Here is a 26,150-nt window from a genome sequence, read left to right on the forward strand (position 1 = left end):
AGTCGATTACTCCGGGAGATAACTATTTTTGCGCGTTACGGCACGTCGTAACCCAGAGCGGCTTTACGAATGCGGAACCACTGTTGGCGGCTCATATCAAGGCTGAGAGAGTGGATAGCTGAACGCACGCGTTCAATTTTACCGGAGCCAATGATAGGCAGCGGTTTTGCAGGCAAGCGCATCACCCAGGCATAAACCACTTGCTCGATCGTTTCCGCACCCATTTCATCTGCCACTGCGCGTAACTCATCACGTAACGGCTGGAATGCTTCATCATTAAACAAACTGCCGCCCCCAAGACATGACCACGCCATAGGATGAATACGTAGCTGCTGGCATTGATCCAACGTGCCATCAAGAATGGTTGGCTGATGCACCGGTGAGATTTCTACCTGATTGGTAGCAAGCGTAAACGGCAACCGCGATTGCAACAGCGTAAATTGTGCCGGTGTGAAGTTCGACACACCAAAGTGGCGCACTTTACCGCTCTGATGAAGCGAGGTGAACGCATCAGCCACTTCATCAGCATCCATAAGAGGATCAGGACGGTGAATCAAAAGCAAATCGAGATAATCAGTAGCCAGTTTTTGTAGCGAGGCTTCAGCACTGCTGATGATGTGTGATTTGTCGGTAATGTAGTGCCCCAGTGCATGGTCTGGATTGGCAGTAGTGGCAATCCCACACTTGGTGACAATTTCCATTTTCTGGCGCAGATGTGGCACCAGACGCATCGCTTCGCCAAACGCGGCCTCACACTGATAACCACCATAAATATCGGCGTGATCGGCAGTCGTGATACCTAAATCGACATGTTCTTCAATAAAACTGGCCAGTTGACGAGCGGACATATTCCACTCCATCAAACGCCAATAACCCATAACCAGGCGTGAAAACTCAGGTCCCTGCGGGGAAATCGTAATGCGCTGTACCATAAGGCCGATCCTCAGTATTAAACGAATTCTGCATCTGAGTATAACGACATCAACGAATTAAAATAGTGAGGGTTGTTGCGGCTCTTCAGGTGAAGCGGATTTGTTTGCTCGTAATTTGCGCATTAATCGCTGGCGGCATAAGCGCAGCACATCTTGCTTTTGCACATCACTCATCTGCTGCCACTGAAAACGTTCATCACGGCTTCGCATACAGCCACGGCAAAATCCACGCTCATCTGACTGGCAGATGCCGCGACATGGGCTTTGTATCGGGAAAAACTCTAACTGTTCAGACACCCTAAACCCCTTTTTGCAGCATTATTTCAATTGAAGCCTGACATCCAAAATGTTGCAAGCGGTGCGGTGAATATTCTTAACACTTGTCGCGAAACCCAAAATATGACCGTTTTAATTAAATTAAGGTTCACCTAATCTTCCTTCATTAGGCTGTGCTCATTATTTATGGGCACTTATGGTTGTTATGGAAACCTTAGAAAAGTTACAGTGTAACGACTCAAAGTTTAATCTTTACTGCGCATTCTTCTTCACGTTAATTAATTTTCTATTTATCAAGCGCACCTGGGAAATCATTGCTCCAGATTCGTTCCACAGCTGGGTTTTCGCCATCTCCGTACCCGTCGTTTTGTTTAGCGCCTGGTTGACTATCTTTAGCCTGATTAACCTGCCGTGGTTACGTAAACCCCTGCTGGTGATATTGGTGATTGGCTGCGCGGCCTGTAACTATTTTATGTTCACCTATGGCGCGGTTATCGACAAAAATATGATGACCAATGTCTTTGAAACCGACTCCCAGGAAGCGGTGGCATTGGTTACCCCACAATTGCTGTTGTGGCTTGGGTTTGCCGGTATCGTGCCTGCAGCGTTCATGACCATCATAAAAATCAAACCCTCACGTTGGTGGTACACCCTCCTGACGCGTACCGTCAGTGTTCTGGCCGGTCTGCTTATCATTATTTTGGTGGCTTCTGTATTTTATAAGGACTACGCCTCACTGTTCCGTAATAACAAAAACATCGTGAAAATGGTGACTCCCGCCAACTACATCAGTGCGATTAGCAGCTACACCAAAGCGCGTTGGTTTACCGGTGACCAGACATTGATAAAGATTGGTGAAGATGCAAGGAAAGGCGCACTGATTACCCAACAGAAAAAGAAGACCGTAGTCGTGTTTGTGGTCGGCGAAGCTTCACGTGCTGAAAACTATTCTCTGAACGGTTACGCCCGTGAAACCAATCCTGAGCTGAAAAAACAGAACGTTATATATTTCCCTAATGCTTCATCGTGTGGCACAGAAACGGCCGTATCTGTCCCTTGTATGTTTTCTAATATGCCGCGTAAACATTACGATGCTGATCTTGCTCGCCACCAGGAAGGGCTGATGGATGTGTTCGCGCATGCGGGTATCAACGTGTTATGGCGTGAAAATGACGGGGGTTGTAAGGGGGTCTGTAACCGAATCCCGCATACTGATATGACGCAGTGGAATATAAGCGCCTTGTGCAAAGATCAATCATGTTGGGATGATGCGTTGCTGAACCGCTTTGGCCATGTGCTGGATGGTGTGCAACAGGATTCCGTTTTTGTTCTGCACCTGATGGGCAGCCACGGCCCGGCTTACTATCGCCGCTACCCTGACAAATTTCGTAAATTCACGCCAACTTGCGACAGTAACCAGATACAGGATTGCGATCGTCAGGCGCTCATCAATACCTATGACAACACTATTCTGTATACCGATGATATTGTCAGCCGCACAATCGACGAACTCAAAGCGCATGGCGATCGGTTCAACACCGCGCTGGTGTATCTTTCCGACCACGGCGAATCATTAGGTGAAAACGGCATTTACCTGCATGGCACGCCTTACATGCTGGCACCTTCACAGCAAACACACATTCCATTCCTGTTCTGGTTGTCGAAAGATTACCAGCAGAACTTTGCAGTGAATGCTGACTGTCTGACGAAAAAAGCCGCTGCGGAAAAAGTTTCTCAGGATAATATTTTCTCAACGCTGCTAGGCATGATGGACATTAAAACATCTGAATATCAGTCAAATATGGATATTATCGCCACTTGTCGTCAAGCCTGATAATCAGGCGGCAGAAAATACTCGCCGCCTGTCTCTTGCATTAGACCGACCGGTCTATTACATTTATTCCCATGAACAGACATCCTGACCATGACACTCGCGAACATCTTCTTGCTACCGGTACGCAGCTTTGCCTGCAACGCGGTTTTACTGGTATGGGATTAAGCGAATTATTAGCTACCGCCGAAGTACCAAAAGGCTCTTTCTACCACTACTTTCGCTCCAAAGAAGCGTTTGGCGTGGCGATGCTGGAGCGGTATTACACCGCTTACAACTTGCGTTTGCAGCAGCATTTTTCGCAAGGCAGTGGGACTTATCGGGAAAGATTCCTGGCCTGGTACCAGGAAATGGCAAACTGGTTTTCCCAACACGGAAGCCTTATCAGCTGTTTGACCGTCAAACTTTCGGCTGAAGTATGTGACCTTTCGGAAGATATGCGTGCAGCGCTCAATAATGGTGCCACACAAATCGTCGCCCAACTTGCTGATGCGCTGGCAAAAGGTGATGCTGAAAAAAGTCTGAAACTAACCGATTCTGCGTTAAGCCAGGCGCAGGTGATTTACTCCCTGTGGCTTGGGGCCAGCCTCCAGGCGAAGATTTCACGTAGCGCGGTGCCGCTTGAAAGCGCCCTCGCCCACGTTACCCAATTATTAGCGGAGCCTGTCTCCTGACAGGCTTTTTTATTTAATTTCTAACTAGACGACCGGTCTACTTGAGGCGTTTTATATGTCAGCAGATAAATTGTTTACCCCACTGAAAGTCGGTGCCATTACCACTCCAAACCGTATTTTTATGGCGCCCTTAACGCGTCTGCGTAGCATTGTGCCAGGGGATATCCCTACCCCGTTGATGGGTGAGTATTATCGCCAACGCGCAAGCTCCGGCCTTATCATCAGCGAAGCGACGCAGATCTCAGCACAAGCTAAAGGCTATGAAGGTGCCCCAGGCCTGCACAGCGATGAACAAATTGCTGCATGGAAGAAAATCACGGCTGGCGTTCACGCGGCTGATGGTCGCATTGCCGTGCAACTGTGGCATACCGGTCGTATCTCTCACTCCAGCATTCAGCCAGGCCAGCAGGCGCCTGTTGCGCCATCAGCAATTTCTGCCGGTACGCGCACCTCATTGCGTGATGAAAATGGACATGCAATCCGTGTCGATACCTCAATGCCGCGTGCACTTGAGCTCAGTGAAATCCCGGGCATCGTGAATGATTTTCGTCAGGCGGTAGGTAACGCGCGTGATGCCGGTTTTGATATGGTCGAGCTGCACTCCGCACATGGCTATCTGTTACACCAGTTCCTCTCTCCGACGTCTAACCACCGTACCGATGAATACGGCGGTAACCGTGAAAACCGCGCGCGTCTGGTGTTGGAAGTGGTTGATGCTGTGAGTAAAGAGTGGAGTGCCGATCGCATAGGTATTCGTGTTTCGCCAATCGGTTCGTTCCAGAATGTCGATAACGGCCCGGACGAAGAAGCTGATGCGCTGTATCTGATTGAAGAATTAAACAAGCGTGGGATTGCCTATCTGCACATGTCCGAGCCTGACTGGGCCGGTGGCAAGCCGTACACCGATGAATTCCGTCAGAAAGTGCGTGAGCGTTTCAACGGCGTTATCATTGGCGCGGGCGCTTATACCCCAGAAAAGGCAGAGTCGTTAATCGAGAAAGGTTTAATCGACGCCGTCGCATTCGGTCGTGACTACATCGCGAACCCCGATCTGGTTGAGCGCCTGCACCACAATGCAGAACTCAACACCCAACGCCCAGAAAACTTCTATGGTGGTGGTGCTGAAGGTTACACCGATTACCCGACATTATAAGAACAGTCCATTGATAGCGGCGAGTAATCGCCGCTATACTTACCTCACATTTAGAAATTAACCCTTTAATTTTTACCCAAATAATTCGAGTTGTGGGTAGGCGGCAAACTCAGGAATCCCCGGGAGCTTACTTGAGTAAGTGACTGGGGTGAGTGAGTGCAGCCAACACCCCCACAACTTGAAGGATGAAGGGGAAAAGAGGATTTTATGCGCTTACTACACACCATGCTGCGCGTCGGCGACCTGCAACGCTCCATCAATTTCTACACTAACGTACTGGGCATGACCCTGCTGCGCACCAGTGAAAACCCTGAATACAAATATTCTCTCGCATTCGTTGGCTACGGCCCGGAAACCGAAGAAGCGGTTATCGAACTGACCTATAACTGGGGCACCGATAGCTACGATTTAGGTAACGCGTACGGTCACATCGCGCTGAGCGTAGAAAACGCAGCCGAAGCCTGCGAGCGTATTCGCAAAAACGGTGGCAACGTCACCCGCGAAGCCGGTCCGGTAAAAGGCGGTTCCACCGTCATCGCTTTCGTTGAAGATCCAGACGGCTATAAAATTGAGCTGATCGAAAACAAAGACGCAGGCAAAGGTCTGGGTAACTAATACTCTGTTAGTGGGCGTTCATCTCGCCCACTGCTGCATCCCTTCGCAAAATTTGCCATAATGCGCGCTGCTTTTTCCCCGTATTAAGAGATCCTGATGTCTGACAACACGCAACTGCATGGCCTGTGTGACCGTTTCCGTGGCTTTTATCCGGTAGTCATTGACGTTGAAACCGCTGGGTTTAACGCGAAAACCGATGCTTTACTGGAAGTCGCCGCCATCACTTTAAAGATGGATCAAGATGGCTGGTTATCGCCTGATGAAACTCTGCATTTCCATGTCGAACCTTTTGAAGGTGCAATTCTTCAGCCTGAAGCGCTGGCCTTTAATGGCATCGACCCGCATAACCCGTTGCGTGGGGCCGTTAGTGAATATGATGCGCTGCATGCGATTTTTAAAATGGTGCGCAAAGGCATTAAAGACAGCGGATGCAACCGCGCAATCATGGTTGCCCATAACGCGACATTCGATCACAGCTTTATGATGGCGGCGGCAGAACGTGCTTCATTAAAACGTAACCCGTTCCATCCATTCGTCACTTTCGACACAGCCGCATTGAGCGGGCTGGCATTAGGTCAGACAGTACTGGCTAAAGCGTGTATTGCCGCTGGAATGCCATTTGACAGCAGCCAAGCGCACTCAGCACTTTATGACACTGAACAAACTGCACAACTGTTCTGCGAGATTGTGAATCGCTGGAAACGGTTAGGTGGATGGCCGCTCCCGCTGCCTGAAGAACCCGAATCAAAAGCATAAAAAAAGCGACCGTAACAGGTCGCTTTTTTATTACCGTTGATACAAAACTCCAGCGGCAAATTACTCTGCGTCTGGTTCTTCGGATTTGTATTTAGCAGCGGTTTCTTTAATCAATGACTGTAATTCACCACGCTGATACATCTCAATAATGATGTCGCAGCCGCCAACCAGTTCGCCATCAACCCACAGCTGTGGGAAAGTCGGCCAGTTTGCGTATTTTGGCAACTCAGCACGGATGTCTGGGTTCTGTAAAATATCAACATACGCGAAACGCTCACCACAGGCAGACAGCGCCTGCACAGCCTGGGCTGAGAAGCCGCAGCTAGGCAGTTTCGGAGAACCCTTCATATAAAGAAGGATTGGATTCTCTGTAATCTGTTGTTGGATTTTTTCAATAGTGCTCATTGCTTGCTTCCTCAAACCTTGTCCTGGCATTAGCCTGCCATTGTAGCGATTGACACCCTCTCCAGAAAACACCATTTTTTGCAGGGTCTCTGTTTCATGTGCGATGGAGGGACAACATGCATCAAGAATAACACTTTTCCCGCAGCTGCAAATCAGGAAATAACTATAAGCCCGATCAATAAATAGCCTGACAACCATTAGTTTGGTCATTTTTTTTGCGTACGGTAACGAAACAGCAAGACGAATAGAAAAAGGTTATTAACTTTATTACGCCTTATAGATTAGAATCGGCGGGTTTCGCAAAATCATACACGGGCATGATGGTATTCATCGTGCATTCATTTTAACCAGGGGATTGTCGAGTGGCGCGGATAACAAAAATTTCTATCACGCTCTGTGCTCTGCTATTTACCTTGCCGTATACACCATTGACGCAGGCGTCTGAGCACGCTCGTCCCGTGGCTGCGCAAAAAGCGCACGTTGTGAAAAGCACAACGAAGAGCACAGAAAAGAGCAGTAAGAGTAAAGATAAAACCACTACCGCCAGCAAGAAAACTACCACCTCTTCTAAAACCACCAGCAAGAAAAAAGAATCCACTGCCTCAAAGAGTAAAATCGCTAAGAACACCAGCAGTGCAAAAACAAAACATCTTGCAAAAAATGATCGCAAAAAATCCTCCCAGCTCGCGAAAGTCCAGCCTGTTACTTTTACCGAAAAATGCAGTAAACCGCGTAAGGGCTACAAAACGCGCTGTGTGAAAGTCAAAGCAGAGCAACCAACGACGATTGCAGCAGCGCATAAAGTCCGGGTGCAGAAAGCACAGAAAACGGCGATGAACAAATTGATGGGCCAGATTGGCAAACCGTATCGCTGGGGCGGCACGTCGCCGCGTACTGGCTTCGATTGCAGCGGTCTGGTTTATTACGCTTACAAAGATTTGGTTAAATTCCGTATTCCACGTACTGCAAACGAAATGTATCACCTGCGTGATGCCTCTTCGGTTGATCGTGGGGAACTGGAAACGGGTGACCTTGTGTTCTTCCGCACCCAAGGCCGTGGCACTGCGGATCACGTTGGTGTTTACGTCGGTAATGGGAAATTCATCCAGTCACCGCGTACTGGCCGTGACATTCAAATCACCTCGCTGAGCGAAGACTATTGGCAACGCCACTATGTGGGCGCCAAACGCGTCATGACCTCAAAAACCATTCGTTAAAACCTTCACCTGCCCTAAATGGGCAGGTGAGTTCTTCTTTTGCTTATCCTTTCAATTTGTTACCCTAAACCCGCATTAAAAGTGGTTATTTAACAATAGATACCCTAAATAATTCGAGTCGCATCGCGGCGGCTCGATGACTGATGGGTAATAAGGAGTTAGCAATGTCGTTCGAACTACCTGCATTACCGTATGCGAAAGATGCTTTAGCACCGCATATCTCCGTTGAAACCCTGGAATACCATTACGGCAAACACCATCAAACCTATGTCACTAACCTGAATAACCTGGTTAAGGGCACGGCGTTTGAAGGTAAAACGCTTGAAGAGATCGTTCGTACTTCCGAGGGTGGTGTATTTAACAACGCCGCTCAGGTGTGGAACCACACCTTCTACTGGAACTGCCTGGCACCAAATGCAGGCGGGGAACCTACTGGCGAACTTCTGGACGCTATCAACAAATCTTTCGGTAGCTTCGCTGAATTCAAACAACAGTTTACTGATGCCGCTATCAAGAACTTTGGCGCAGGTTGGACATGGTTGGTTAAACAGGAAGATGGCGCTTTAGCGATTGTTTCTACTTCCAACGCGGGTACGCCACTGACTACTGCCGCTAAACCACTGCTGACGGTGGATGTCTGGGAACATGCGTACTACATCGACTACCGCAATGCTCGTCCTAACTACCTCGAGCATTTCTGGGCGCTGGTGAATTGGGCGTTTGTTGCGAAGAATCTTGCAGCATAGAAGTTTGCTCCTTAAATAGTTCGAGTTGCAGGGCTATTTAGGAGAATGTTAATGGGCCGCGATAAGCGGCCCATCTTAATCAGTGCAGTACGGCAGTTAATGCGCCGCAAACAATCAAAGCCAGAACAATAACTGTGGTCGTGATTGAAAATTTCAGATCGGTACTCATCAGCAACTCCTTTTTGTTACCTTACAAAACAGCCTTACAATCGATGTGTCATGATGAGTTTCCCACAATCGGAGATAAAAATCCTCACGGTTTTAACCCGATATCCATTTTCCCTCTTCCACTTTTCGCCAGGATAGGCCAAAATCCCTCGCTAATTTATTGCGTATCGTCAATTCAATGCCCTCCTCCCGTTTTATGTCGCAATCCCGGCATACCCGCAACCATTATGTTGCCTTTGGAGTCAGCGTACGCAAACGTTTAACACATTAGTAATCAGGGGGTTAAGATATGGCCCGGAGTGAAATTTAATGGCGACAATCAAGGACGTGGCGAAGCGCGCAAACGTTTCCACTACAACCGTATCACATGTGATTAACAAAACCCGTTTTGTGGCGGAAGAAACTCGCAACGCGGTATGGGCTGCAATTAAAGAATTGCACTACTCACCGAGTGCTGTAGCACGAAGCCTGAAAGTTAATCACACCAAAACGATCGGTCTGCTTGCCACTTCCAGTGAAGCACCTTATTTCGCCGAGATCATTGAAGCGGTGGAAAATAGCTGCTTTGAAAAAGGCTATACCCTGATTTTGGGTAACGCACACAATAACTTTGAAAAACAGCGCGCTTACTTATCGATGATGGCGCAAAAGCGTGTCGATGGCTTGCTGGTGATGTGCTCTGAATATCCTGACTCCTTGCTCTCCGTGCTCGAAGAGTACCGCCACATTCCAATGGTTGTGATGGACTGGGGCGAGTCCCGTGCTGATTTCACCGACTCCGTGGTCGATAATGCATTCCACGGTGGCTACCTGGCGGGTCGTTATTTAATTGAACGCGGTCACCGCGAAATTGGTGCGATCCCCGGCCAAATGGAACGCAATACTGGCGGCGGTCGCCATGCTGGCTTTATGAAAGCACTCGAAGAAGCGGGTATTTCTATTCCAGAAAACTGGATTGTTCAGGGTGACTTTGAACCTGAATCCGGTTATCGCGCTATGCAGCAAATCCTCGGCCAGTCTCATCGCCCTACCGCAGTATTCTGTGGCGGCGACATCATGGCGATGGGGGCAATTTGTGCCGCTGATGAAATGGGGCTGCGCGTACCGCAGGATATTTCCATTATTGGTTACGACAATGTGCGTAACGCGCGCTTCTTCTCACCGGCGTTGACCACCATCCACCAGCCAAAAGACTCGCTGGGGGAAACGGCGTTTAACATGCTATTGGATAGAATCGTTAATAAACGCGAAGAGTCCCAATCGATTGAAGTCCATCCGCGCCTGATCGAACGCCGCTCGGTAGCTGATGGCCCATTCCGCGATTATCGTCGTTAAGTGTTGTTGAGCCCGGGTTTACTCGGGCTCAGGTTCCTGTAACCATTCCTGATTCATCGTTTCACTGTCCCCCAGATAATCCAGTAACCAGCCCAATGCGGGTGATGCGTCGTTTTGCCGCCAGGTCAGGCAACATGCTGCGTCAGGGAACGGGTTATCCAGGGTTAATTCGCTCCATCGCCCGGAATCCAGCCACGGCCTGGCGATATGCAACGGCACCATGCCGATACACAAACCCGCGCTCAAACAATCCGAACCGGACTCCCAATCAGGTACCACTACACGGCGTTGGTTATCTAAAAGCCAGGTAATTCGTTTGGGCAACGAACGCGATGTATCTTCGAGTACCAACGACGGCCAGTCACGCAGGTCATCATCGCTTAACGTCCCACCGCGCTGTGCCAGGGGATGTGTGGAAGCCACCACACAACGCCAGCTCAACGTTCCCATATCGCGAAAGGCATAACGCCCTCCGACCGGAATAGCCTGGGTTGCACCAATAGCCACCTCGACACGGCCATCCGCCAGCGCATCCCATACGCCGTTGAACACTTCCTGGAAGATGCGCAGTTCGATGTCCGGAAAATGGCGATAGAAATCCACGACCAGTTGCCGCGTTCGCTCAGGTTTAACGATGTTATCAACTGCTATAGCCAGATGCCCGCGCCATCCGTTTGCGATCTGTTGGCACTGCTGCCGTGTCGTCATCATTTTTTTGATAACAGAGCGCCCCTCCTTAAGGAAAAAGAGGCCGGCAGGGGTTAATTCGACATCACGATGACGCCGTTCGAATAGCGGAACGGCTAACCAATCTTCAAGCTGCCGCACCGTATAGCTAATGGCAGACGGAACGCGGTGCAACTCCTGTGCCGCACCGCTGAAGCTACCATTGCGCGCCACCGCATCTATCACTTCCAGCGAGTATTCTGACCACATTTCTCTGCTCACAAAATTTTTGAACGCAACCTACAAATATTAGCGTTTCACAAGCGTAATTGCACTCCGTACACTCTCGCGGCAATGAACCTGCAAGTTTAATCAAGAGAAAATTATGCAACCTTCAAAAGGATTTCTTATCTGGCTGGCCGGCTTAAGTGTGCTGGGCTTCCTTGCCACAGACATGTATCTGCCTGCTTTCGCTGCCATTCAGCAAGATTTACAGACCGATGCATCGGCAGTCAGTGCAAGCCTGAGTCTGTTCCTGGCTGGATTTGCGTTTGCCCAATTAATGTGGGGCCCCCTGTCAGATCACTTCGGCCGTAAACCGGTATTACTGGCGGGATTAAGCCTGTTCGCGATTGGCTGTATCGGCATGTTGTGGGTCGAAAGCGCCACTGCGCTATTGGTACTGCGTTTTGTTCAGGCCGTTGGCGTCTGTTCGGCGGCAGTTAGCTGGCAGGCTCTGGTGACCGATTACTACCCGGCGAATCGCGCTAATCGTATTTTCGCAACGATTATGCCGCTGGTTGGCTTATCCCCGGCGCTGGCACCGTTGCTGGGTAGCTGGATTTTGAACCACTTTGACTGGCAGGCGATTTTCGCCACGCTGTTTGTCATCACCCTGGTGCTGATGATCCCGACTTTACGTCTGAAACCCCGCACCCAGCATCATCCGCAAACTGAAGACAATAAAGTGAGCTTCATGTCATTGCTGAGCTCCCGAGTTTATAGTGGCAACGTGTTGATCTATGCCGCCTGCTCCGCCAGCTTCTTTGCATGGCTTACCGGCTCCCCCTTCATTCTTAACGATATGGGTTACAGCCCCGCCGCCATCGGCCTGAGTTATGTACCGCAAACCATCGCCTTCTTAATTGGTGGTTACGGCTGCCGCAGCGCACTGCAAAAATGGCAAGGTAAGCAGATGCTGCCGTGGTTACTGGCGCTTTATGCACTGAGCACCTTTGCGACATGGGCGGTTGCCATGAGCGGTCACGCTAACCTCACGTTGTTGCTGATCCCATTCTGTGTGATGGCCATGGCCAACGGCGCTATTTACCCCATTGTGGTGGCATCAGCTCTGCTGCCCTTCCCGCAAGCAACCGGTAAAGCCGCTGCGCTGCAAAACACGCTGCAATTAGGTCTGTGCTTCTTTGCAAGCCTAATGGTCTCCTGGCTGGTTGCGACGCCACTGTTGACCACCACCAGTGTGATGTTGGTGACGATTGTGTTGTCAATTCTGGGCTATTTACTGCAACGTAGTAAAAAAGCCGAAGTATGGCAACCCGCTGAATCTGATGCACATTAATCGGCAAGTTAGCGTGACACCCTTGTAGTTAGCATGCTAACAATGTTTTATTGAACCACCGCTTCGGCGAGCCTATACTTATTAACGGCTCTACCGTCAGCACAATAATAATGAAGTTTTGACGGGAGCCTTTGTGCTCCCGTTTGTTGTTTTATGCAGCTATTTTTCATGGGCACTCGCCCTTTCTCTGTTCTACGTCGGATATCAGGCTCGCGGATTTTCCCGTGACATTTCTCACATGCCCAAAATAGCGTCTACGCTGTTTTAAGGTTCCTCACACAAAGGTGATGGAGAAGCTATGAGTTCATCGTGTATAGAAGAAGTCAGCATAAAAAATAACCCGTGGTATCGAATCGTAAGCGAAATGCTCACGCAGGCTGGTGTGGAAATAAATGGCCCGCGCCCTTTCGATCTCCAGGTTAAGCATCCCGACTTTTTTAAACGTGTCCTGCAAGAGGGCACGCTGGGGTTGGGTGAAAGCTATATGGATGGTTGGTGGGACTGTGACCGACTGGATATTTTTTTTCATAACGCCATTCGCGCCGGACTGGAAAACCAACTCCCCCATCATTTAAAAGACACGCTTCGTGTTGCCGCCGCTCGCATTATCAACCTGCAATCTAAAAAGCGCGCCTGGATTGTCGGTAAAGAGCATTACGACCTCGGTAATGATTTATTTACCCGCATGCTTGATGAGCATATGCAATATTCCTGCGGCTACTGGAAAGATGCCAACACCCTTAGCGACGCGCAAAATGCCAAGCTAAAAATGATCTGCGACAAGCTGCATCTCGAACCGGGTATGACGCTGCTCGACATTGGATGTGGTTGGGGTGGACTTGCCGAATTTGCCGCACGACATTACGGTGTGGCGGTTCATGGGGTAACGATTTCAGCCGAGCAGCAAAAAATGGCGCAGGAGCGTTGTGTCGGGCTGGACGTCACTATTTTGCTGCAAGACTACCGCGATCTGGATATGCAGTTTGACCGCATTGTTTCCGTCGGTATGTTCGAGCACGTTGGTCCCAAAAACTACGCCACCTATTTCAACGTCGCTGACCGCAATTTAAAACCCGACGGTATTTTCCTGCTGCATACCATTGGCTCCAATAAAACCGATAACATCGTCGACCCATGGATAAACAAATATATCTTCCCGAACGGCTGTTTACCTTCGGTACGCCAAATTGCAGAAGCCAGCGAAGGACATTTTGTGATGGAGGACTGGCATAACTTTGGTGCCGACTATGACAAAACGTTAATGGCCTGGCATGAAAGATTCCAGAATTACTGGCCAGAAATTGCTAATAACTATTCAGAAAGATTCAAACGCATGTTCAGTTATTACCTCAATGCGTGTGCGGGAGCCTTCCGCGCCCGCGACATTCAGCTCTGGCAAATCGTCTTCACTCGTGGAGTCGAACACGGTTTACGCGTTCCACGTTGATCCCCGACTACCCCGGCGCTGTCGGGGTAGTCGCTTCTCTTAACCATCTGTAGCATTTTCATAACAAACTGTGGGGTTCCTCACGTTTCCGACGCTCCTTTATTCATGAGTTTGATCCCGCTAACACTTATCTCTTTCCTCAATGGAAACCGGTTTCCGTTTTGTTTCACAATTAGCCCACTTCCAAAAAACTAACAAGGATACCGCCATGAGCATGTACCAAAAAATGGTCAATGTGATTGAGCAAAAGGTCACCCCCATGGCCGGAGCGATGGGCTCTCAGCGCCATGTCATCGCCATCCGCGACGGCTTTATCTCTGCGCTACCGTTTATGATTATCGGTTCTTTCTTGTTAGTGTTTATTTTCCCTCCGTTCTCACCCAACAGTTCCTGGGGCTTCGCGCGCTCGTGGTTAAAATTTTCCCTAAACTACCGGGAACAGCTGATGTTGCCGTTTAACCTCAGCATGGGTGTGATGACCTTCTTTATTTCAGTCGGTATTGGTGCAAGCCTCGGGAAGCACTATAAGCTCGACCCGATAATGACCGGCTTACTGGCCTTTATGGCTTTTTTATTGGTCGCGGCTCCCTATAAAGACGGGCATATTTCAACGCAATACTTCTCGGGCCAGGGTATTTTTACCGCCCTTCTGACCGCCATTTATGCCAGCGAAATGTACGCTTTCCTCAAACGCCACAACATCACTATCCGTTTGCCGAAGGAAGTGCCAACCGGTGTGGCGCGTTCGTTTGAGATTCTGATCCCCGTTGTCGTGATTGTAGCCACGCTCCACCCGCTGAATTTATTTATCGAATCCACGACGGGAATGATTATTCCAGAAGCGATCATGCATCTGCTGGCGCCGCTGGTTTCGGCATCGGATTCACTCCCGGCGATTCTCATTTCGGTATTTATCTGCCAGATCCTGTGGTTTGCCGGTATTCACGGTGCACTGATTGTCACCGGCATCATGAACCCGTTCTGGATGGCCAACCTTTCAGCTAACCAGACGGCGCTGGCTGCAGGCAATGTGCTGCCGCATATTTACCTGCAAGGTTTCTGGGATCACTATTTGCTGATTGGTGGCGTGGGTTCCACGTTGCCCCTTGCTTTCTTGTTGCTACGCAGTCGCGCCATTCACCTGCGCACTATCGGTAAAATGGGTGTGGTGCCAAGCTTCTTTAATATTAATGAACCGATTTTATTCGGTACACCCATCATCATGAACCCACTGTTCTTCTTACCCTTTACTTTAGTGCCGATGATTAACGCAACCCTCGCTTACGTTGCGACAAAATTAGGTTGGGTTGCGCAGGTTGTATCGTTAACACCGTGGACGACGCCTGCTCCCATTGGCGCATCGTGGGCTGCAAATTGGGCGGTAAGTCCCGTAATCATGTGTCTGATTTGTATGGTCATGTCGGCTGTGATGTATTACCCCTTCCTGAAGGCTTACGAGCGCACCCTGCTGAAACAGGACGAAGAGCGCAATGTGCAGGAAAGCAATAATCCAGTAGCCGCAAATTAACTTTTTTACCTGCCCTGATGGCAGGTACGTCAAACGAGGAACGAAAATGAAATATGTATTCCCTGATAACTTTTGGTGGGGCAGCGCGAGTTCAGCACCGCAAACTGAAGGCGAAACGCTCTCTTTTGGCAAGTCTGCCACCATTTGGGATCAGTGGTATAAAGAGCAACCGACCCGTTTCCATAACAACATTGGCCCAGCGGATACCTCAACGTTCTATAAAAACTGGAAAGAAGATATCGCGCTGTTAAAACAGCTCAACCACAACACCTTCCGCACCTCGATTTCCTGGGCGCGTCTTATCCCTGAAGGTCGCGGGACGGTAAATCAGGAAGCGGTGACCTTCTACAATCAGGTGATCGACGAGTTGCTGGCGCAAGGTATCAAACCGTTTATCAACCTGTTCCACTTCGATATGCCGATGGTGATGCAACAGCAAGGCGGTTGGGAGAATCGTGACGTTGTCACCGCTTACGCTGAATTCGCCACGGTTTGCTTCGAACTATTTGGCGATCGTGTGAAGCATTGGTTTACCTTCAACGAGCCGGTTGTCCCTGTTGAAGGCGGCTATTTGTATGATTTCCATTACCCGAATGTGGTGGATTTCAAACGTGCGGCGACCGTGGCTTACCACACCATGATCGCGCACTCTCTGGCCGTAAAGGCTTACCATGAGCGTAACGACGGTGGCGAAATTGGTATTATCCTCAACCTCACGCCGTCTTACCCTCGTTCGCAAAACCCGGCCGATGTCAAAGCAGCCAATATTGCAGACCTGATGTTTAACCGCAGCTTCCTCGACCCAGCTCTGCGTGGTGAATACCCGCAGGAACTGGTCGCGTTGCTGAAAGAACACGGGCAATTGCCAGCGTGTCAGCCAGAAGATAAAGCCCTGCTTGCGGCGGGTGTCGTCGATTTGCTGGGCATAAACTACTATCAGCCGCGTCGTATCAAGTGCCGCGACTCGCTGGTCAATCCTGATAGTCCATTTATGCCGGAGTGGTTCTTCGAGTCATACGAAATGCCGGGCCGCAAAATGAACCCATACCGTGGATGGGAAATTTACGAGCAAGGTATCTACGATATTCTTACTAATCTGCGTGAAAACTACGGCAACCCGAATTGCTATATTTCCGAGAATGGCATGGGCGTTGAGAACGAACAGCGTTTCGATGAGAACGGCCAAATTCAGGATGATTACCGCATTGATTTTGTGCGCGAGCACTTGAAGTGGCTGCACAAAGGTATCAGCGAGGGCAGCAACTGCCTCGGTTATCATATGTGGACGTTTATTGATAACTGGTCATGGTGTAACGCCTATAAAAACCGTTACGGTTTTGTCTCGTTAAACCTGGAGACGCAAGCGCGCACCATCAAGAAAAGCGGCGAATGGTATCGCGCGACCGCGGCTGAAAATGGCTTTAACGATCGGACGTAATCTCAGTATTCGGGCCGCAAGGCCCGTTTCTGGCTGAGGACTGGGAAAAGACCATGTCGAATATTAATGATGTAGCGCGCCTGGCGCAGGTTTCTAAAGCCACCGTTTCGCGCGTATTAAGCGGCAGCCGAGGTGTCAAAGAAGAGAGTCGTCAGGCGGTATTACGCGCAGCCGAAGTTCTGAAATACACCCCCAACGCCATTGCTCAATCCCTAAGCAGCCAGTCGACAAACTGCATTGGGGTTATTTGTGCCACTGAGCATATTCAGCAGTCCACAGGCTACCTGCAAGCGCTGGAAAAACAGCTCAATCAGCATCATAAGCACTTGTTGCTGCGCTTTGCTAATGAGCCCGACAGCGTAGCGCAAGCCGCGCAGGAGTTATCTAACGGTTTGTGTGATGCACTGGTGGTAGTGGGCGCGCGTTTCCCGCTCCCGGATCTCGCCGACGATATTATGCTGATTGATTGCCTGAGCGGCTCAAACAATTTCAGCATTCAATGCGATCATGTTTTTGCTGCTGAAACCGCCGTGCACTATTTATGTAATCAGAAACGGCGACATATCGCGTTAATTAACTTTGCCAGCGGCGAAGCGGCAGCGTTGACGCTAGAAGGTTATCATCAGGCCCTGCACAACCATGTCGTGCCTTTTAACCGCCAGTTAGTCATTGAAGATGAGTCGTCAGTACGCATTGCGCTACAACGTCTGATTAACCGTGGCGTGAAGTTTTCTGCCCTGTTAGTCACGGACGACACCCAGGCGCAAGAGGCGGTCATGATGCTTAATCAGTATCAATTACACGTGCCGGAACAGGTGATGGTCTTTAGCCTGGACGGTTCAACCAGAATGCCAGGGTCAAACGCTATTCCCGCCATCAAATATCCGCTTGAAAGCATTGCCCGTCGGGCCGTCGAAGTACTATTAGGAGAGCGCCAATCCAGCAATGTGGTGCGAGGAAGTTTATTAATTGCCTGAGGTGATTAAAAAATAAAGCGGGTGAAGATACTCCCCCGCTTTTGCGTCGGATTAAACCTTAGGCAACACCGCAGCCAACGTCGCTTCACGCTGTGCAAGCACACGTTCAACGGTATCGACAATCGCCTGGGTTTGCGGGTCAATCTCAATATTGATGCGGTTTCCCAGCTTCTTACTGCCCAGTGTGGTGCGCTGGAGCGTTTCTGGAATTAAATGCACACAGAAACGGGTCGCGGTCACTTCACCCACGGTCAAACTAATACCGTCAATGCCGATATATCCTTTATGCAGGATATATTTCATCAAGGTTTTGTCCTGAATTTTAAACCAGATCTGGCGGTTATTTTCTGAGGTAAGAATTTTAGACACCTCAGCCGTGGTCATAATATGTCCGGACATAAGATGCCCGCCGATTTCATCATTAAATTTGGCAGCACGTTCGACGTTAACACTGTCTCCCACGACTAACTCGCCGAGATTGGTGATGCGCAGCGTCTCTTTCATTAGATCAAAGCTGACGTGGTTGCCATTAATTTCCGTCACCGTCAGACAACAACCGTTATGCGCAACCGAAGCCCCTGTTTCAAGGCCGGGTAACATCGTTTCGGGCATTGCGACAACATGCGTGCGGAAGTTAGGTTTCTCATCAATGGAGACCAGGGTTGCTGTGCCCTGCACAATACCTGTAAACATCGTAAAGCTCCTGAAATTAAATGGCAGCTAATAATTTTATCACGCTGCACTTTAACAGTTGGAAAAAAGGCTTGCCAGTTCCCACTATTTTTAGACTAGCGAAATCAGATTCTCCCGCTACAATACTCTGGTTAATTTCCCTGCAATTTCTTTTACTGCCATTTAAGGCGGTCTTGTTGTCTCTCTAAAAATTAAAATAATCAGGTGTAAAAATGCAGAAGTACATAGTTGAAGCCCGCCAGCTACTTGCACTGGCGATACCCGTGATCCTCGCGCAGATTGCACAAACTTCAATGGGGTTTGTCGATACCGTGATGGCCGGTGGCTACAGCGCAACCGATATGGCCGCTGTGGCAATCGGAACCTCTATTTGGCTACCCGCCATCCTGTTTGGCCATGGCTTGCTAATGGCTCTGACGCCGACTGTTGCACAACTTAATGGCTCAGGCCGTCGTGATCGCATCGCTCACCAGATTCGTCAGGGCTTTTGGCTGGCAGGATTTGTGTCGGCACTCATCATGATTGTGCTCTGGAACGCGGGCCATATTATCCATGCGACTAAAAATATCGATCCACAACTTGCCGATAAAGCCGTTGGCTATTTGCGCGCGCTGTTGTGGGGCGTTCCCGGCTATTTATTCTTCCAGGTGGCTCGTAACCAGTGCGAAGGCCTGGCGAAAACTAAGCCTGGCATGGTGATGGGGTTTATCGGCCTGTTGGTCAACATTCCGGTCAACTACATCTTTATTTATGGGCATTTTGGCATGCCTGAGCTTGGTGGCGTAGGCTGTGGTGTTGCTACCGCTGCGGTGTACTGGGTCATGTTCTTTTGCATGATCTCTTATGTGAAGAAAGCACGCTCAATGCGCGATATACGCAATCCTTCAGGCTTCGTCCAGCCTGACTGGAAAGTGATGAAACGCTTAACTCAGCTTGGGCTGCCGATTGCATTGGCGCTGTTTTTTGAAGTCACGCTGTTTGCGGTCGTGGCATTGCTGGTCGCGCCATTAGGCATTATTAACGTCGCCGGTCACCAGATTGCCCTGAACTTCAGCTCGCTAATGTTCGTGTTGCCGTTGTCACTTTCCGCGGCGGTCACGATTCGCGTTGGCTTCCGTTTGGGCCAGGGTTCCACGCTTGATGCACAAACCGCTGCGTGGACGGGAATTGGCGTTGCGATGTGTATGGCGACTCTCACCGCCATTTTCACCATAGTGATGCGCGAACACATCGCCCTGCTCTACAACAGCAATCCGGAAGTGGTCGCACTGGCGGCGCACCTGATGCTGCTGGCGGCGGTTTACCAGCTTTCTGACTCCGTTCAGGTGGTCGGCAGTGGCGTACTGCGTGGATATAAAGATACGCGTTCGATTTTCTTTATCACTTTTATCGCCTACTGGGTGCTGGGTTTGCCGAGCGGCTACATTCTGGCGTTGACCGATTGGGTGGTCGCACCGATGGGGCCGGCAGGGTTCTGGACTGGTTTTATTATCGGTCTGACCTCAGCGGCAATCATGATGATGCTGCGAATGCGTATGTTGCAACGCCAGCCGTCAGTGAAAATTTTGCAGCGCGCGGCGCGTTAAAACACAATAGCCGCCGTTTTGGCGGCTATTTTTCCAGCGAGTTGCACAGATGCGCAGCAAACGAGTGAATTCTGGAAGAAAATTGCTGTTTTCCACTTGCAAGGCTCGGGGGCTGCCGCTAATATTCGTCCCCGTTGTCACAGACAACATGATGCGTCCGTAGCTCAGTTGGTTAGAGCACTACCTTGACATGGTAGGGGTCGGTGGTTCGAGTCCACTCGGACGCACCATTTAAAGTTTTACCGCAGTATTTATCATCGTAGCAAAACAGTGCGTCCGTAGCTCAGTTGGTTAGAGCACCACCTTGACATGGTGGGGGTCGGTGGTTCGAGTCCACTCGGACGCACCATTCTTAATTGTAATTCCCCTGATTCTTCTCCCGTTTTCAAATTCAACAAAATCACTATTCTCTTTATTCCATCGATAAAAATCACCCAGATCCGTAGCGACTGAAACAATGCTACTTTGCAGAGCATCCATGCCCTGCGTTGTTGTTACGCCTTCGCGTCTGATGTTTTTGTGGTGATAATGCTGACGGGTTTTGGTACTTCAGTGGTCGCAGGCTTGCGATATTTATCCAACAAATGAATCTGGATTTTTCGCAACAGATCGCCGTTGAGTTTGTAGAGGCGGAAATAGAAAATCAGGGTTATCAGGAAGAACACCGCGGGTAGAGCAATCATAATGAATTGCATACCGACCACGGTACTTTCCGTTTGTGGCATATTCGGCACGTATCCGATAATGCCAAGCACCAGGGCGATGAAAAAGGCGGCAAATGCCGAGCCCCCTTTAACCACCATGGTTTGCACCGAATAGGCAATACTCTCGCAGCGCACGTTAAGTTTGTACTCCCCGTAATCCACCGTATCTGCCACCATAATCACCTGCAACACCCAGAAGAGCGCAGTACCGGCATTGAGCAAAACCCCGGCTAACGAAATCAGCCAGACGTTGTGATACCCCGCCAACGCTATCCATAGCAGCACCCCACTGCCCAGAATGGGTAACACTGAGGCTCCAGCCCACAACAGGCGGCGCGACAGCGCTTTTACCAGACGTGGGAACAGAATCAGGGTTAGCAAGTTTGCCGCCCCGGCATATGACATGTAGTACGGGAAGAGATCGGCATCGCCAATAACATAGGTGAAGTAATAAACCGCAAACCCAGCGATGATATTTGATGCGATGTTATAGGCCAGCGCCATCCCCAACACGCAGGAGAGCTGATCGTTTTTATAGATCAACGCGATGATGGCTTTTAACGTCAGGCGGCTGCTGTCAGCCGTTTCGCCACTGCCAGACGAGTAAACCTCTTTGACATTACGCAGCGTGATGATGGTTGAAGCGATGAAGAAGGCAATCAGCACCAGAGTAAACATCTGGAAACCAAACCCACGATCCCCGCCCCCCACATAATTAACGAACGGCAGCGTTATCCCAGCGGTGATAAACCCTGAGAGACTGGCAAAAAAGCGTGGGAAAGGCACCAGTTGCTCGCGTTCGCGTTTATCCAGGGTAATGGTTGGCACCATCGACCAGAACGGAATATCCATGATGGTGTAGGTCATCCCCCACAAGATATACGTGACGCAGACGAACACCACCTGGGTCGTGCCTTCAAAAAGATGCGCGCTGAACAGCAAAAACAGCACGACGGAGTTGGCAATCGTCCCGACCAAAATCCACGGTTTAAATTTCCCCCATCGCGTGCGCGTACTGTTCACTATCCACCCCATAATCGGGTCGTTGATGGCATCCCAGATCCTTGCCACCAAAAACAGTGTGCCCACAAGGCCCACAGACAAACCCACAACATCGGTGTAGTAATACATCAAGTACATGTAAACGATACCGATAGCGAAATCTTTACCAAATGCCCCAAATCCATAACTGAGTTTTGTTGTAATCGATATGCTCATATAGGGTACAGGGTCACTGTTACCAGTGCCCTCCTTCTGTTATTAGACTCGTCAGGTGCCGGGAATAAAACCCGGCATTCGCTCTTATGCGCGGTGCAACCACGCCGGTAACCAGTTGCCATGGGACGCAATCAAATCGTCAACCAGAGCATAAATCTCCTCTATCCCCAATACCGCCGCGGTATGCGGGTCAAGCATGGCGGCGTGATAAACGCGCTCACGATTCTCGGTCAAAATCGCTTCGGTCAACAGTGTCTGGACATTAATATTCGTTTGCATCAACGCCGCAAGGTGGGACGGCAACATCCCGATATGCGTGGGTTGAATACCGTTGGCATCCACCAGGCATGGAACCTCAACACAACAGCCCTGCGGCAAGTTTTCGATCAGGTTATCGTTGCGCACGTTGCCGTAAATAACGCTCGGTTCACCGGTCCACAACGCGTTCATGATAGTGCTCGCATATTCACGCGACGGTTTAATATCGATTCTTTCGGCGGTTTTATACTCCTCCAGCTCTTTACGCCAGTTTGCCAATTGTTCAACGCAGCGCTTCGGATATTCGTCCAACGGCACTTTATAACGCGCAATCAGATCTTCACGCCCAGGCTTAATAAACCACGGCGTATATTCCGCAAAGTGTTCAGAGGATTCCGTCACGAAATAACCCAGCTTTTTGAACATCTCGTAACGCACGATATTTTCACATCGCGTGTTGCCATGTTGATTGAGTTTCGGTGCCTGCCCCGACTCATAGGCTTGCAGCAATTCAGGATAGATGCTGACGTACTCGCCATCGGCAGTTTTTCTCTCCAGCGACAGATAAAACGCCATATGGTTGATCCCGGCACTTCGATAACGCAGCGAATCCGGGTCGATAGAGAGATCCCGCGCCAACTCTTCTGCGGTTCCCTGCACCGAGTGGCACAACCCCACTTGTTTAATATGCGGATACCGCGCGTACATCGCCCAGGTATTCATCGCCATCGGGTTAACGTAATTGAGCATCGTGGCTTCCGGGCAAACGTGCGTCATATCCTCACAAATTTGCCATAGATGCGGGATAGTACGCAGTGCACGCATGATGCCGCCAGGGCCTAAAGTATCAGCAATGGTTTGCTCCAGGCCGTGGCGTTTACAGACCTCAAAATCGGTAACGGTACACGGCTCATAGCCACCAATCTGGAAAGCGACAACCACGAAATCTGCATTCTGGAGAGCGGCTTTCTGGTCGGTATGGCAGGTGATTTTGCCGCAGGCGCCGGCTGAATCCATCAGCTTTCGCACCACGATATGCGACTCTTCAAGGCGGGTTTCATCGATATCCATCAGGGCGATATGGGCGGATTTCAGGGCCTGGCGATGGAAAACATCACCGAGAATGTTTTTGACAAAAATCGTGGAACCCGCGCCAATAAAGGTAATTTTAGGTGCTGACATTCTGCTTCTCCGAGACATGATTGAACACTCTCAGAGTGGCACGCAGATTTCCGCTTCTCCTCCCTCTTCCCGACCGAGCATTCCGGAATACTCAGATTATTTTCACTGCACCGTTAAATCTGAGTTTTCCGGAGTTTTTAACCTGGAAAGAAGAGGTTTCGGGGAAACCAGCAATAATCTCGGGCATTAGCTCGACAAACCTCGGGCGTTTCACAGGTGCTTTTCCAGGTTTATGCCACAATATCTGATTATTCAGGAACCGGAGAGAAAAATGGATTTCAGCCCAGTGCGCCTGCCGCCCGACCCGCATATGTGCAACAGCACCGATCAAAAAACGCGTAGCCCGCTGTCGCTCTATTCGGAATACCAACGTATGGACATCGAGTTGCGGATACCGCACTCAATGGAATCCTGCCACTGGCACGGCCAGGTTGAGGTGAATGTCCCGTTCGATGGCGATGTTGAATATCTGATAAACAATGAAGTGGTGCAGATTAAACAGGGGCATATCACTCTGTTCTGGGCCTGTACGCCACATCAACTCACCCGCCCCGGTCGCTGTTCAAAAATGGCGATTTTTAATCTGCCGATGCATCTGTTTCTCTCCTGGCCACTGGACAGGCAGCTCATTAACCATGTTACCCACGGTATGGTCATCAAATCACTGAACGCTCAGCAGCTCAGTCCTTTTGAGGTTGAACGCTGGCAGCAGGAGATAAACAGCCCCAACGAGCAAATTCGGCAGCTGGCAATCGACGAAATTGGGCTGATGCTCAAGCGTTTTAGCCTGTCCGGCTGGCAGCCCATTCTGGTCAATAAGACACCGCGCACGCAGAGCAACGGCAATAACGTCTCACGCCACGCGCAGTTTTATGTCAGTCAAATGTTGGAATTTATCGGTGCGAATTACGATCAGGCTCTGACGATTGAACGCGTCGCCGAGCATGTCAAACTTAATCCCAATTATGCGATGGGAATATTTCAGCGGGTGATGCAGTTGACCATGAAGCAATATATCACCGCGATGCGCGTTAACCATGTGCGCGCCCTGTTAAGTGATACTGACAAGTCGATTCTCGATATTGCGCTCACCGCCGGGTTCCACTCCAGCAGCAGTTTCTACAGTACGTTTAATAAATATGTTGGGATGTCACCGCAGAACTATCGCAAGCTCAGCCATTTACGCAGCTCGAGCTTTTAAACCAGGAATCTTTATCAATGGGTTACGGGCAGCTGAATACTTCGGTCCAGTTGTAGTTTGTGAACGCTAATTTCACTTCAGCTGAAACGTCCCCGTAATGGTGCGCTTGCCGCGCCTGAAAATAGTTTCTGAAGCGCTCTGGCAGGAACTGCGCCTGATAGCGCACCAGTGTGCTGTGCCAGAAAGGAGGCGGTAAGGGGATGTCGCCATGACGTTCGCGGAGTTTATCCCGCCAGGGGGAGTCAACCAGGCGGCGGGCAAACGCCTCTTTTGCCTGCAAGCTGTTTCTCTCCGGAGTCCCTGCGATCAGCAGTTGATTCGGCAATGCCACCAGTTGCAAATTGCGCACGCTCACCGTCAGGTTTTTTGCATGTTCGGCAAAAATGGACAGGAGTTCGGGATCGACTGCGGCGATATCACTGCGCAGGTATTGCGGCATGGTAATAGCAAAAAAGGTAAAGTGCAGCCCACTCAACGGCATGACGTCAGCACGTGGATCGTTTTCCGCAAGCTGATGCAGCTCTTGCAACAGCTGCGTTAACGGCGGAGTCAGCGCAGGCTGGATACCACTGGTGATCGCCAGCTTGTGCGGATCATAAAAAGCTTCGTCCCTCACCTGACCAATACCGGAATGCACGTTCCATTGCTCAAGGGTTTTCTCGCTGGTACGGCGATAAAGCTGCGGAAAATCATCAGAATTCAACACATCGACCTCCTCGATCTCTTTGTCTTGCAAAAATAGCCCATTTTTTCTCATTATCCGAATTGTCAGGCAAAAACGTTTCCCCGCGCTCACTCAACTATACTGAGTTCTGTATTTACCGATCAGGAGTTCAGAATGTTTGATAAAACAGCAGACAAAGTTAACGAAGCAGCAGGTACGGCGCGTGAATTTTATGGCAAACATACCCAGCGCCCTGATGAAGAATTAAAGGGAGCGGCACGCAAATATGCGTCGCAAGCCAGCTACGCCGTACGAGACGCAGCAGATAATGTGCGGGATCAGGTCTCTAGCAACCCGGTGGCGGGTTTAGCCATTGCCGCCGCGGTAGGTGTCGTATTTGGCTTCTTGCTGGGCCGTAGATAACAGCCGTCTGGCGGGTAATCCTTCACTTACCCGCCTTCAGAGCCTCTTTTTTCAGGATTCCAGACTCGTCATCAACCGAAGAACATCCCCACGCCACAAATCCCTTTTCCCATACTATACTTTTCGAGCCGTCACGACCGACAGAAACCCGCAGCACGCAAATGTATTTATCATGATGCAGATTTATTAAATAAAAGCAAAATATGACCGAATCTAAACCGCAGTTAAATTGAAAACACATAACAGAGATTTCTTAGCTTAATATTAAGATTGAGCCAGTAAAAAAGAAAAAAGCCACTTTGTTTGAAAATTGCGCTACGATTAGAAATCCGTATAAAAATACCGTAACAGCATGAATCTATTCAATTTAACCTGAGGTAAATCTCCAAGAAATTGTTCTCCTTAATGATTTAATTCGATTAAGGTTAAATTAAGGTTCGTAATGCTTAAATAGTCACCCACGAAACTGATTCCGTTG

Annotated in this window: 25 protein-coding genes and 2 tRNA genes; 18 read left to right on the plus strand and 9 right to left on the minus strand. The window is 49.8% G+C overall.

Annotated features, from left to right (window positions below):
- Nucleotides 1-35 precede the first annotated feature (35 nt).
- On the minus strand, nt 36-932 hold the full coding sequence (locus BSPA111_RS01415) for an aldo/keto reductase family oxidoreductase (protein WP_183269441.1): 897 nt from the start codon (nt 930-932) through the stop codon (nt 36-38).
- Between the two features lie 57 nt (nt 933-989).
- Nucleotides 990-1,229, minus strand: coding sequence for a DUF1289 domain-containing protein (locus BSPA111_RS01420; protein WP_183269442.1), 240 nt, complete (start codon nt 1,227-1,229; stop codon nt 990-992).
- Nucleotides 1,230-1,413: 184 nt separating this feature from the next.
- On the opposite strand from BSPA111_RS01420, the gene eptA reads away from it, so the two are divergent.
- The 5 genes from eptA to rnt all read left to right on the plus strand — a co-directional run bounded on the left by eptA (nt 1,414) and on the right by rnt (nt 6,237).
- Nucleotides 1,414-3,042 (plus strand): phosphoethanolamine transferase EptA, encoded by a 1,629-nt coding sequence (gene eptA / locus BSPA111_RS01425; RefSeq protein ID WP_183269443.1) that lies wholly within the window; start codon nt 1,414-1,416, stop codon nt 3,040-3,042.
- 71 nt (nt 3,043-3,113) lie between these two features.
- On the plus strand, nt 3,114-3,713 hold the full coding sequence (locus BSPA111_RS01430; RefSeq protein WP_183269444.1) for a TetR/AcrR family transcriptional regulator: 600 nt from the start codon (nt 3,114-3,116) through the stop codon (nt 3,711-3,713).
- Between the two features lie 55 nt (nt 3,714-3,768).
- Nucleotides 3,769-4,866 carry an alkene reductase gene (locus tag BSPA111_RS01435; RefSeq protein ID WP_183269445.1) on the plus strand — a complete coding sequence of 366 codons (1,098 nt, stop codon included), beginning with the start codon at nt 3,769-3,771 and terminating at the stop codon, nt 4,864-4,866.
- 207 nt (nt 4,867-5,073) lie between these two features.
- Nucleotides 5,074-5,481 carry a lactoylglutathione lyase gene (gloA, locus tag BSPA111_RS01440; RefSeq protein WP_183269446.1) on the plus strand — a complete coding sequence of 136 codons (408 nt, stop codon included), beginning with the start codon at nt 5,074-5,076 and terminating at the stop codon, nt 5,479-5,481.
- A 96-nt stretch (nt 5,482-5,577) separates the two neighbouring features.
- Nucleotides 5,578-6,237, plus strand: a complete 660-nt coding sequence (gene rnt / locus BSPA111_RS01445) for a ribonuclease T (RefSeq protein WP_183269447.1) — start codon at nt 5,578-5,580, stop codon at nt 6,235-6,237.
- Between the two features lie 60 nt (nt 6,238-6,297).
- Here rnt and grxD read toward each other — a convergent pair whose 3' ends face one another.
- Nucleotides 6,298-6,642: a monothiol glutaredoxin 4 gene (grxD, locus tag BSPA111_RS01450; protein ID WP_034455369.1), complete on the minus strand. Its 345-nt coding sequence runs from the start codon at nt 6,640-6,642 to the stop codon at nt 6,298-6,300.
- Between the two features lie 362 nt (nt 6,643-7,004).
- Between grxD and BSPA111_RS01455 the strand changes: the two genes are divergently transcribed.
- Together BSPA111_RS01455 and sodB are read left to right on the plus strand one after the other, a co-directional pair.
- Complete coding sequence (locus BSPA111_RS01455) at nt 7,005-7,859, plus strand: C40 family peptidase (RefSeq protein ID WP_183269448.1); 855 nt, start codon at nt 7,005-7,007, stop codon at nt 7,857-7,859.
- A gap of 164 nt (nt 7,860-8,023) precedes the next feature.
- Nucleotides 8,024-8,605: a superoxide dismutase [Fe] gene (sodB, locus tag BSPA111_RS01460; RefSeq protein WP_183269449.1), complete on the plus strand. Its 582-nt coding sequence runs from the start codon at nt 8,024-8,026 to the stop codon at nt 8,603-8,605.
- Nucleotides 8,606-8,684: 79 nt separating this feature from the next.
- On the opposite strand, the gene BSPA111_RS01465 is transcribed toward sodB, so the two are convergent.
- Complete coding sequence (locus tag BSPA111_RS01465; protein WP_034495793.1) at nt 8,685-8,774, minus strand: YnhF family membrane protein; 90 nt, start codon at nt 8,772-8,774, stop codon at nt 8,685-8,687.
- A gap of 308 nt (nt 8,775-9,082) precedes the next feature.
- Between BSPA111_RS01465 and purR the strand changes: the two genes are divergently transcribed.
- The gene (gene purR / locus BSPA111_RS01470) at nt 9,083-10,108 is read left to right on the plus strand and encodes an HTH-type transcriptional repressor PurR (RefSeq protein WP_183269450.1); all 1,026 of its coding nucleotides are present in this window, start codon (nt 9,083-9,085) and stop codon (nt 10,106-10,108) included.
- 18 nt (nt 10,109-10,126) lie between these two features.
- Here purR and punR read toward each other — a convergent pair whose 3' ends face one another.
- A complete protein-coding gene (gene punR / locus BSPA111_RS01475; protein ID WP_183269451.1) occupies nt 10,127-11,044 on the minus strand; it encodes a DNA-binding transcriptional activator PunR in 918 nt (305 codons plus the stop codon).
- A 115-nt stretch (nt 11,045-11,159) separates the two neighbouring features.
- Between punR and punC the strand changes: the two genes are divergently transcribed.
- The 5 genes from punC (at nt 11,160) to BSPA111_RS01500 (ending at nt 17,743) form a co-directional block, all read left to right on the plus strand.
- Nucleotides 11,160-12,353, plus strand: a complete 1,194-nt coding sequence (punC, locus tag BSPA111_RS01480) for a purine nucleoside transporter PunC (protein WP_183269452.1) — start codon at nt 11,160-11,162, stop codon at nt 12,351-12,353.
- A 298-nt stretch (nt 12,354-12,651) separates the two neighbouring features.
- A complete protein-coding gene (gene cfa, locus BSPA111_RS01485) occupies nt 12,652-13,800 on the plus strand; it encodes a cyclopropane fatty acyl phospholipid synthase (protein WP_183269453.1) in 1,149 nt (382 codons plus the stop codon).
- A 208-nt stretch (nt 13,801-14,008) separates the two neighbouring features.
- The gene (locus BSPA111_RS01490; RefSeq protein ID WP_183269454.1) at nt 14,009-15,328 is read left to right on the plus strand and encodes a PTS sugar transporter subunit IIC; all 1,320 of its coding nucleotides are present in this window, start codon (nt 14,009-14,011) and stop codon (nt 15,326-15,328) included.
- Nucleotides 15,329-15,374: 46 nt separating this feature from the next.
- On the plus strand, nt 15,375-16,766 hold the full coding sequence (locus tag BSPA111_RS01495; RefSeq protein WP_183269455.1) for a glycoside hydrolase family 1 protein: 1,392 nt from the start codon (nt 15,375-15,377) through the stop codon (nt 16,764-16,766).
- A 53-nt stretch (nt 16,767-16,819) separates the two neighbouring features.
- On the plus strand, nt 16,820-17,743 hold the full coding sequence (locus BSPA111_RS01500) for a LacI family DNA-binding transcriptional regulator (RefSeq protein ID WP_183269456.1): 924 nt from the start codon (nt 16,820-16,822) through the stop codon (nt 17,741-17,743).
- Between the two features lie 51 nt (nt 17,744-17,794).
- Here the strand turns inward: BSPA111_RS01500 and BSPA111_RS01505 are convergent, their stop codons facing one another.
- Nucleotides 17,795-18,436, minus strand: a complete 642-nt coding sequence (locus tag BSPA111_RS01505) for a riboflavin synthase subunit alpha (RefSeq protein WP_183269457.1) — start codon at nt 18,434-18,436, stop codon at nt 17,795-17,797.
- A gap of 212 nt (nt 18,437-18,648) precedes the next feature.
- On the opposite strand from BSPA111_RS01505, the gene mdtK reads away from it, so the two are divergent.
- From mdtK to BSPA111_RS01520, 3 genes are all read left to right on the plus strand, one after another.
- Nucleotides 18,649-20,022 carry an MdtK family multidrug efflux MATE transporter gene (gene mdtK / locus BSPA111_RS01510; protein ID WP_183269458.1) on the plus strand — a complete coding sequence of 458 codons (1,374 nt, stop codon included), beginning with the start codon at nt 18,649-18,651 and terminating at the stop codon, nt 20,020-20,022.
- Nucleotides 20,023-20,175: 153 nt separating this feature from the next.
- A tRNA-Val gene (locus BSPA111_RS01515) sits at nt 20,176-20,252 on the plus strand.
- Nucleotides 20,253-20,294: 42 nt separating this feature from the next.
- Nucleotides 20,295-20,371, plus strand: a tRNA-Val gene (locus BSPA111_RS01520).
- A gap of 145 nt (nt 20,372-20,516) precedes the next feature.
- Here BSPA111_RS01520 and melB read toward each other — a convergent pair.
- Nucleotides 20,517-21,944: a melibiose:sodium transporter MelB gene (gene melB / locus BSPA111_RS01525; protein WP_183269459.1), complete on the minus strand. Its 1,428-nt coding sequence runs from the start codon at nt 21,942-21,944 to the stop codon at nt 20,517-20,519.
- Between the two features lie 84 nt (nt 21,945-22,028).
- The gene (locus BSPA111_RS01530) at nt 22,029-23,384 is read right to left on the minus strand and encodes an alpha-glucosidase/alpha-galactosidase (protein ID WP_183269460.1); all 1,356 of its coding nucleotides are present in this window, start codon (nt 23,382-23,384) and stop codon (nt 22,029-22,031) included.
- A 271-nt stretch (nt 23,385-23,655) separates the two neighbouring features.
- Between BSPA111_RS01530 and melR the strand changes: the two genes are divergently transcribed.
- The gene (gene melR / locus BSPA111_RS01535) at nt 23,656-24,585 is read left to right on the plus strand and encodes a transcriptional regulator MelR (protein WP_183269461.1); all 930 of its coding nucleotides are present in this window, start codon (nt 23,656-23,658) and stop codon (nt 24,583-24,585) included.
- Between the two features lie 22 nt (nt 24,586-24,607).
- Here the strand turns inward: melR and BSPA111_RS01540 are convergent, their stop codons facing one another.
- Complete coding sequence (locus tag BSPA111_RS01540) at nt 24,608-25,291, minus strand: hypothetical protein (RefSeq protein WP_183269462.1); 684 nt, start codon at nt 25,289-25,291, stop codon at nt 24,608-24,610.
- A 132-nt stretch (nt 25,292-25,423) separates the two neighbouring features.
- On the opposite strand from BSPA111_RS01540, the gene BSPA111_RS01545 reads away from it, so the two are divergent.
- Entirely contained in the window at nt 25,424-25,672 is a 249-nt protein-coding gene (locus BSPA111_RS01545; RefSeq protein WP_183269463.1) for a YqjD family protein, read from the plus strand.
- The last annotated feature ends 478 nt before the right edge of the window (nt 25,673-26,150 follow it).

This window comes from Buttiauxella sp. A111, assembly GCF_014189855.1.
Taxonomy (GTDB): Bacteria; Pseudomonadota; Gammaproteobacteria; order Enterobacterales; family Enterobacteriaceae; genus Buttiauxella; species Buttiauxella selenatireducens.

What these genes read in the sequence shown, in the direction of transcription:
- BSPA111_RS01530 (WP_183269460.1), bottom strand. Translation starts at nt 23,384, where the DNA reads ATGTCAGCACCTAAAATTACCTTTATTGGCGCGGGTTCCACGATTTTT.
- punC (WP_183269452.1), top strand. Translation starts at nt 11,160, where the DNA reads ATGCAACCTTCAAAAGGATTTCTTATCTGGCTGGCCGGCTTAAGTGTG.
- BSPA111_RS01495 (WP_183269455.1), top strand. Translation starts at nt 15,375, where the DNA reads ATGAAATATGTATTCCCTGATAACTTTTGGTGGGGCAGCGCGAGTTCA.
- mdtK (WP_183269458.1), top strand. Translation starts at nt 18,649, where the DNA reads ATGCAGAAGTACATAGTTGAAGCCCGCCAGCTACTTGCACTGGCGATA.
- BSPA111_RS01490 (WP_183269454.1), top strand. Translation starts at nt 14,009, where the DNA reads ATGAGCATGTACCAAAAAATGGTCAATGTGATTGAGCAAAAGGTCACC.
- rnt (WP_183269447.1), top strand. Translation starts at nt 5,578, where the DNA reads ATGTCTGACAACACGCAACTGCATGGCCTGTGTGACCGTTTCCGTGGC.
- BSPA111_RS01435 (WP_183269445.1), top strand. Translation starts at nt 3,769, where the DNA reads ATGTCAGCAGATAAATTGTTTACCCCACTGAAAGTCGGTGCCATTACC.
- BSPA111_RS01500 (WP_183269456.1), top strand. Translation starts at nt 16,820, where the DNA reads ATGTCGAATATTAATGATGTAGCGCGCCTGGCGCAGGTTTCTAAAGCC.
- grxD (WP_034455369.1), bottom strand. Translation starts at nt 6,642, where the DNA reads ATGAGCACTATTGAAAAAATCCAACAACAGATTACAGAGAATCCAATC.
- BSPA111_RS01505 (WP_183269457.1), bottom strand. Translation starts at nt 18,436, where the DNA reads ATGTTTACAGGTATTGTGCAGGGCACAGCAACCCTGGTCTCCATTGAT.
- BSPA111_RS01430 (WP_183269444.1), top strand. Translation starts at nt 3,114, where the DNA reads ATGAACAGACATCCTGACCATGACACTCGCGAACATCTTCTTGCTACC.
- BSPA111_RS01415 (WP_183269441.1), bottom strand. Translation starts at nt 932, where the DNA reads ATGGTACAGCGCATTACGATTTCCCCGCAGGGACCTGAGTTTTCACGC.
- gloA (WP_183269446.1), top strand. Translation starts at nt 5,074, where the DNA reads ATGCGCTTACTACACACCATGCTGCGCGTCGGCGACCTGCAACGCTCC.
- punR (WP_183269451.1), bottom strand. Translation starts at nt 11,044, where the DNA reads ATGTGGTCAGAATACTCGCTGGAAGTGATAGATGCGGTGGCGCGCAAT.
- purR (WP_183269450.1), top strand. Translation starts at nt 9,083, where the DNA reads ATGGCGACAATCAAGGACGTGGCGAAGCGCGCAAACGTTTCCACTACA.
- melB (WP_183269459.1), bottom strand. Translation starts at nt 21,944, where the DNA reads ATGAGCATATCGATTACAACAAAACTCAGTTATGGATTTGGGGCATTT.
- sodB (WP_183269449.1), top strand. Translation starts at nt 8,024, where the DNA reads ATGTCGTTCGAACTACCTGCATTACCGTATGCGAAAGATGCTTTAGCA.
- melR (WP_183269461.1), top strand. Translation starts at nt 23,656, where the DNA reads ATGGATTTCAGCCCAGTGCGCCTGCCGCCCGACCCGCATATGTGCAAC.
- BSPA111_RS01465 (WP_034495793.1), bottom strand. Translation starts at nt 8,774, where the DNA reads ATGAGTACCGATCTGAAATTTTCAATCACGACCACAGTTATTGTTCTG.
- cfa (WP_183269453.1), top strand. Translation starts at nt 12,652, where the DNA reads ATGAGTTCATCGTGTATAGAAGAAGTCAGCATAAAAAATAACCCGTGG.
- BSPA111_RS01545 (WP_183269463.1), top strand. Translation starts at nt 25,424, where the DNA reads ATGTTTGATAAAACAGCAGACAAAGTTAACGAAGCAGCAGGTACGGCG.
- eptA (WP_183269443.1), top strand. Translation starts at nt 1,414, where the DNA reads ATGGAAACCTTAGAAAAGTTACAGTGTAACGACTCAAAGTTTAATCTT.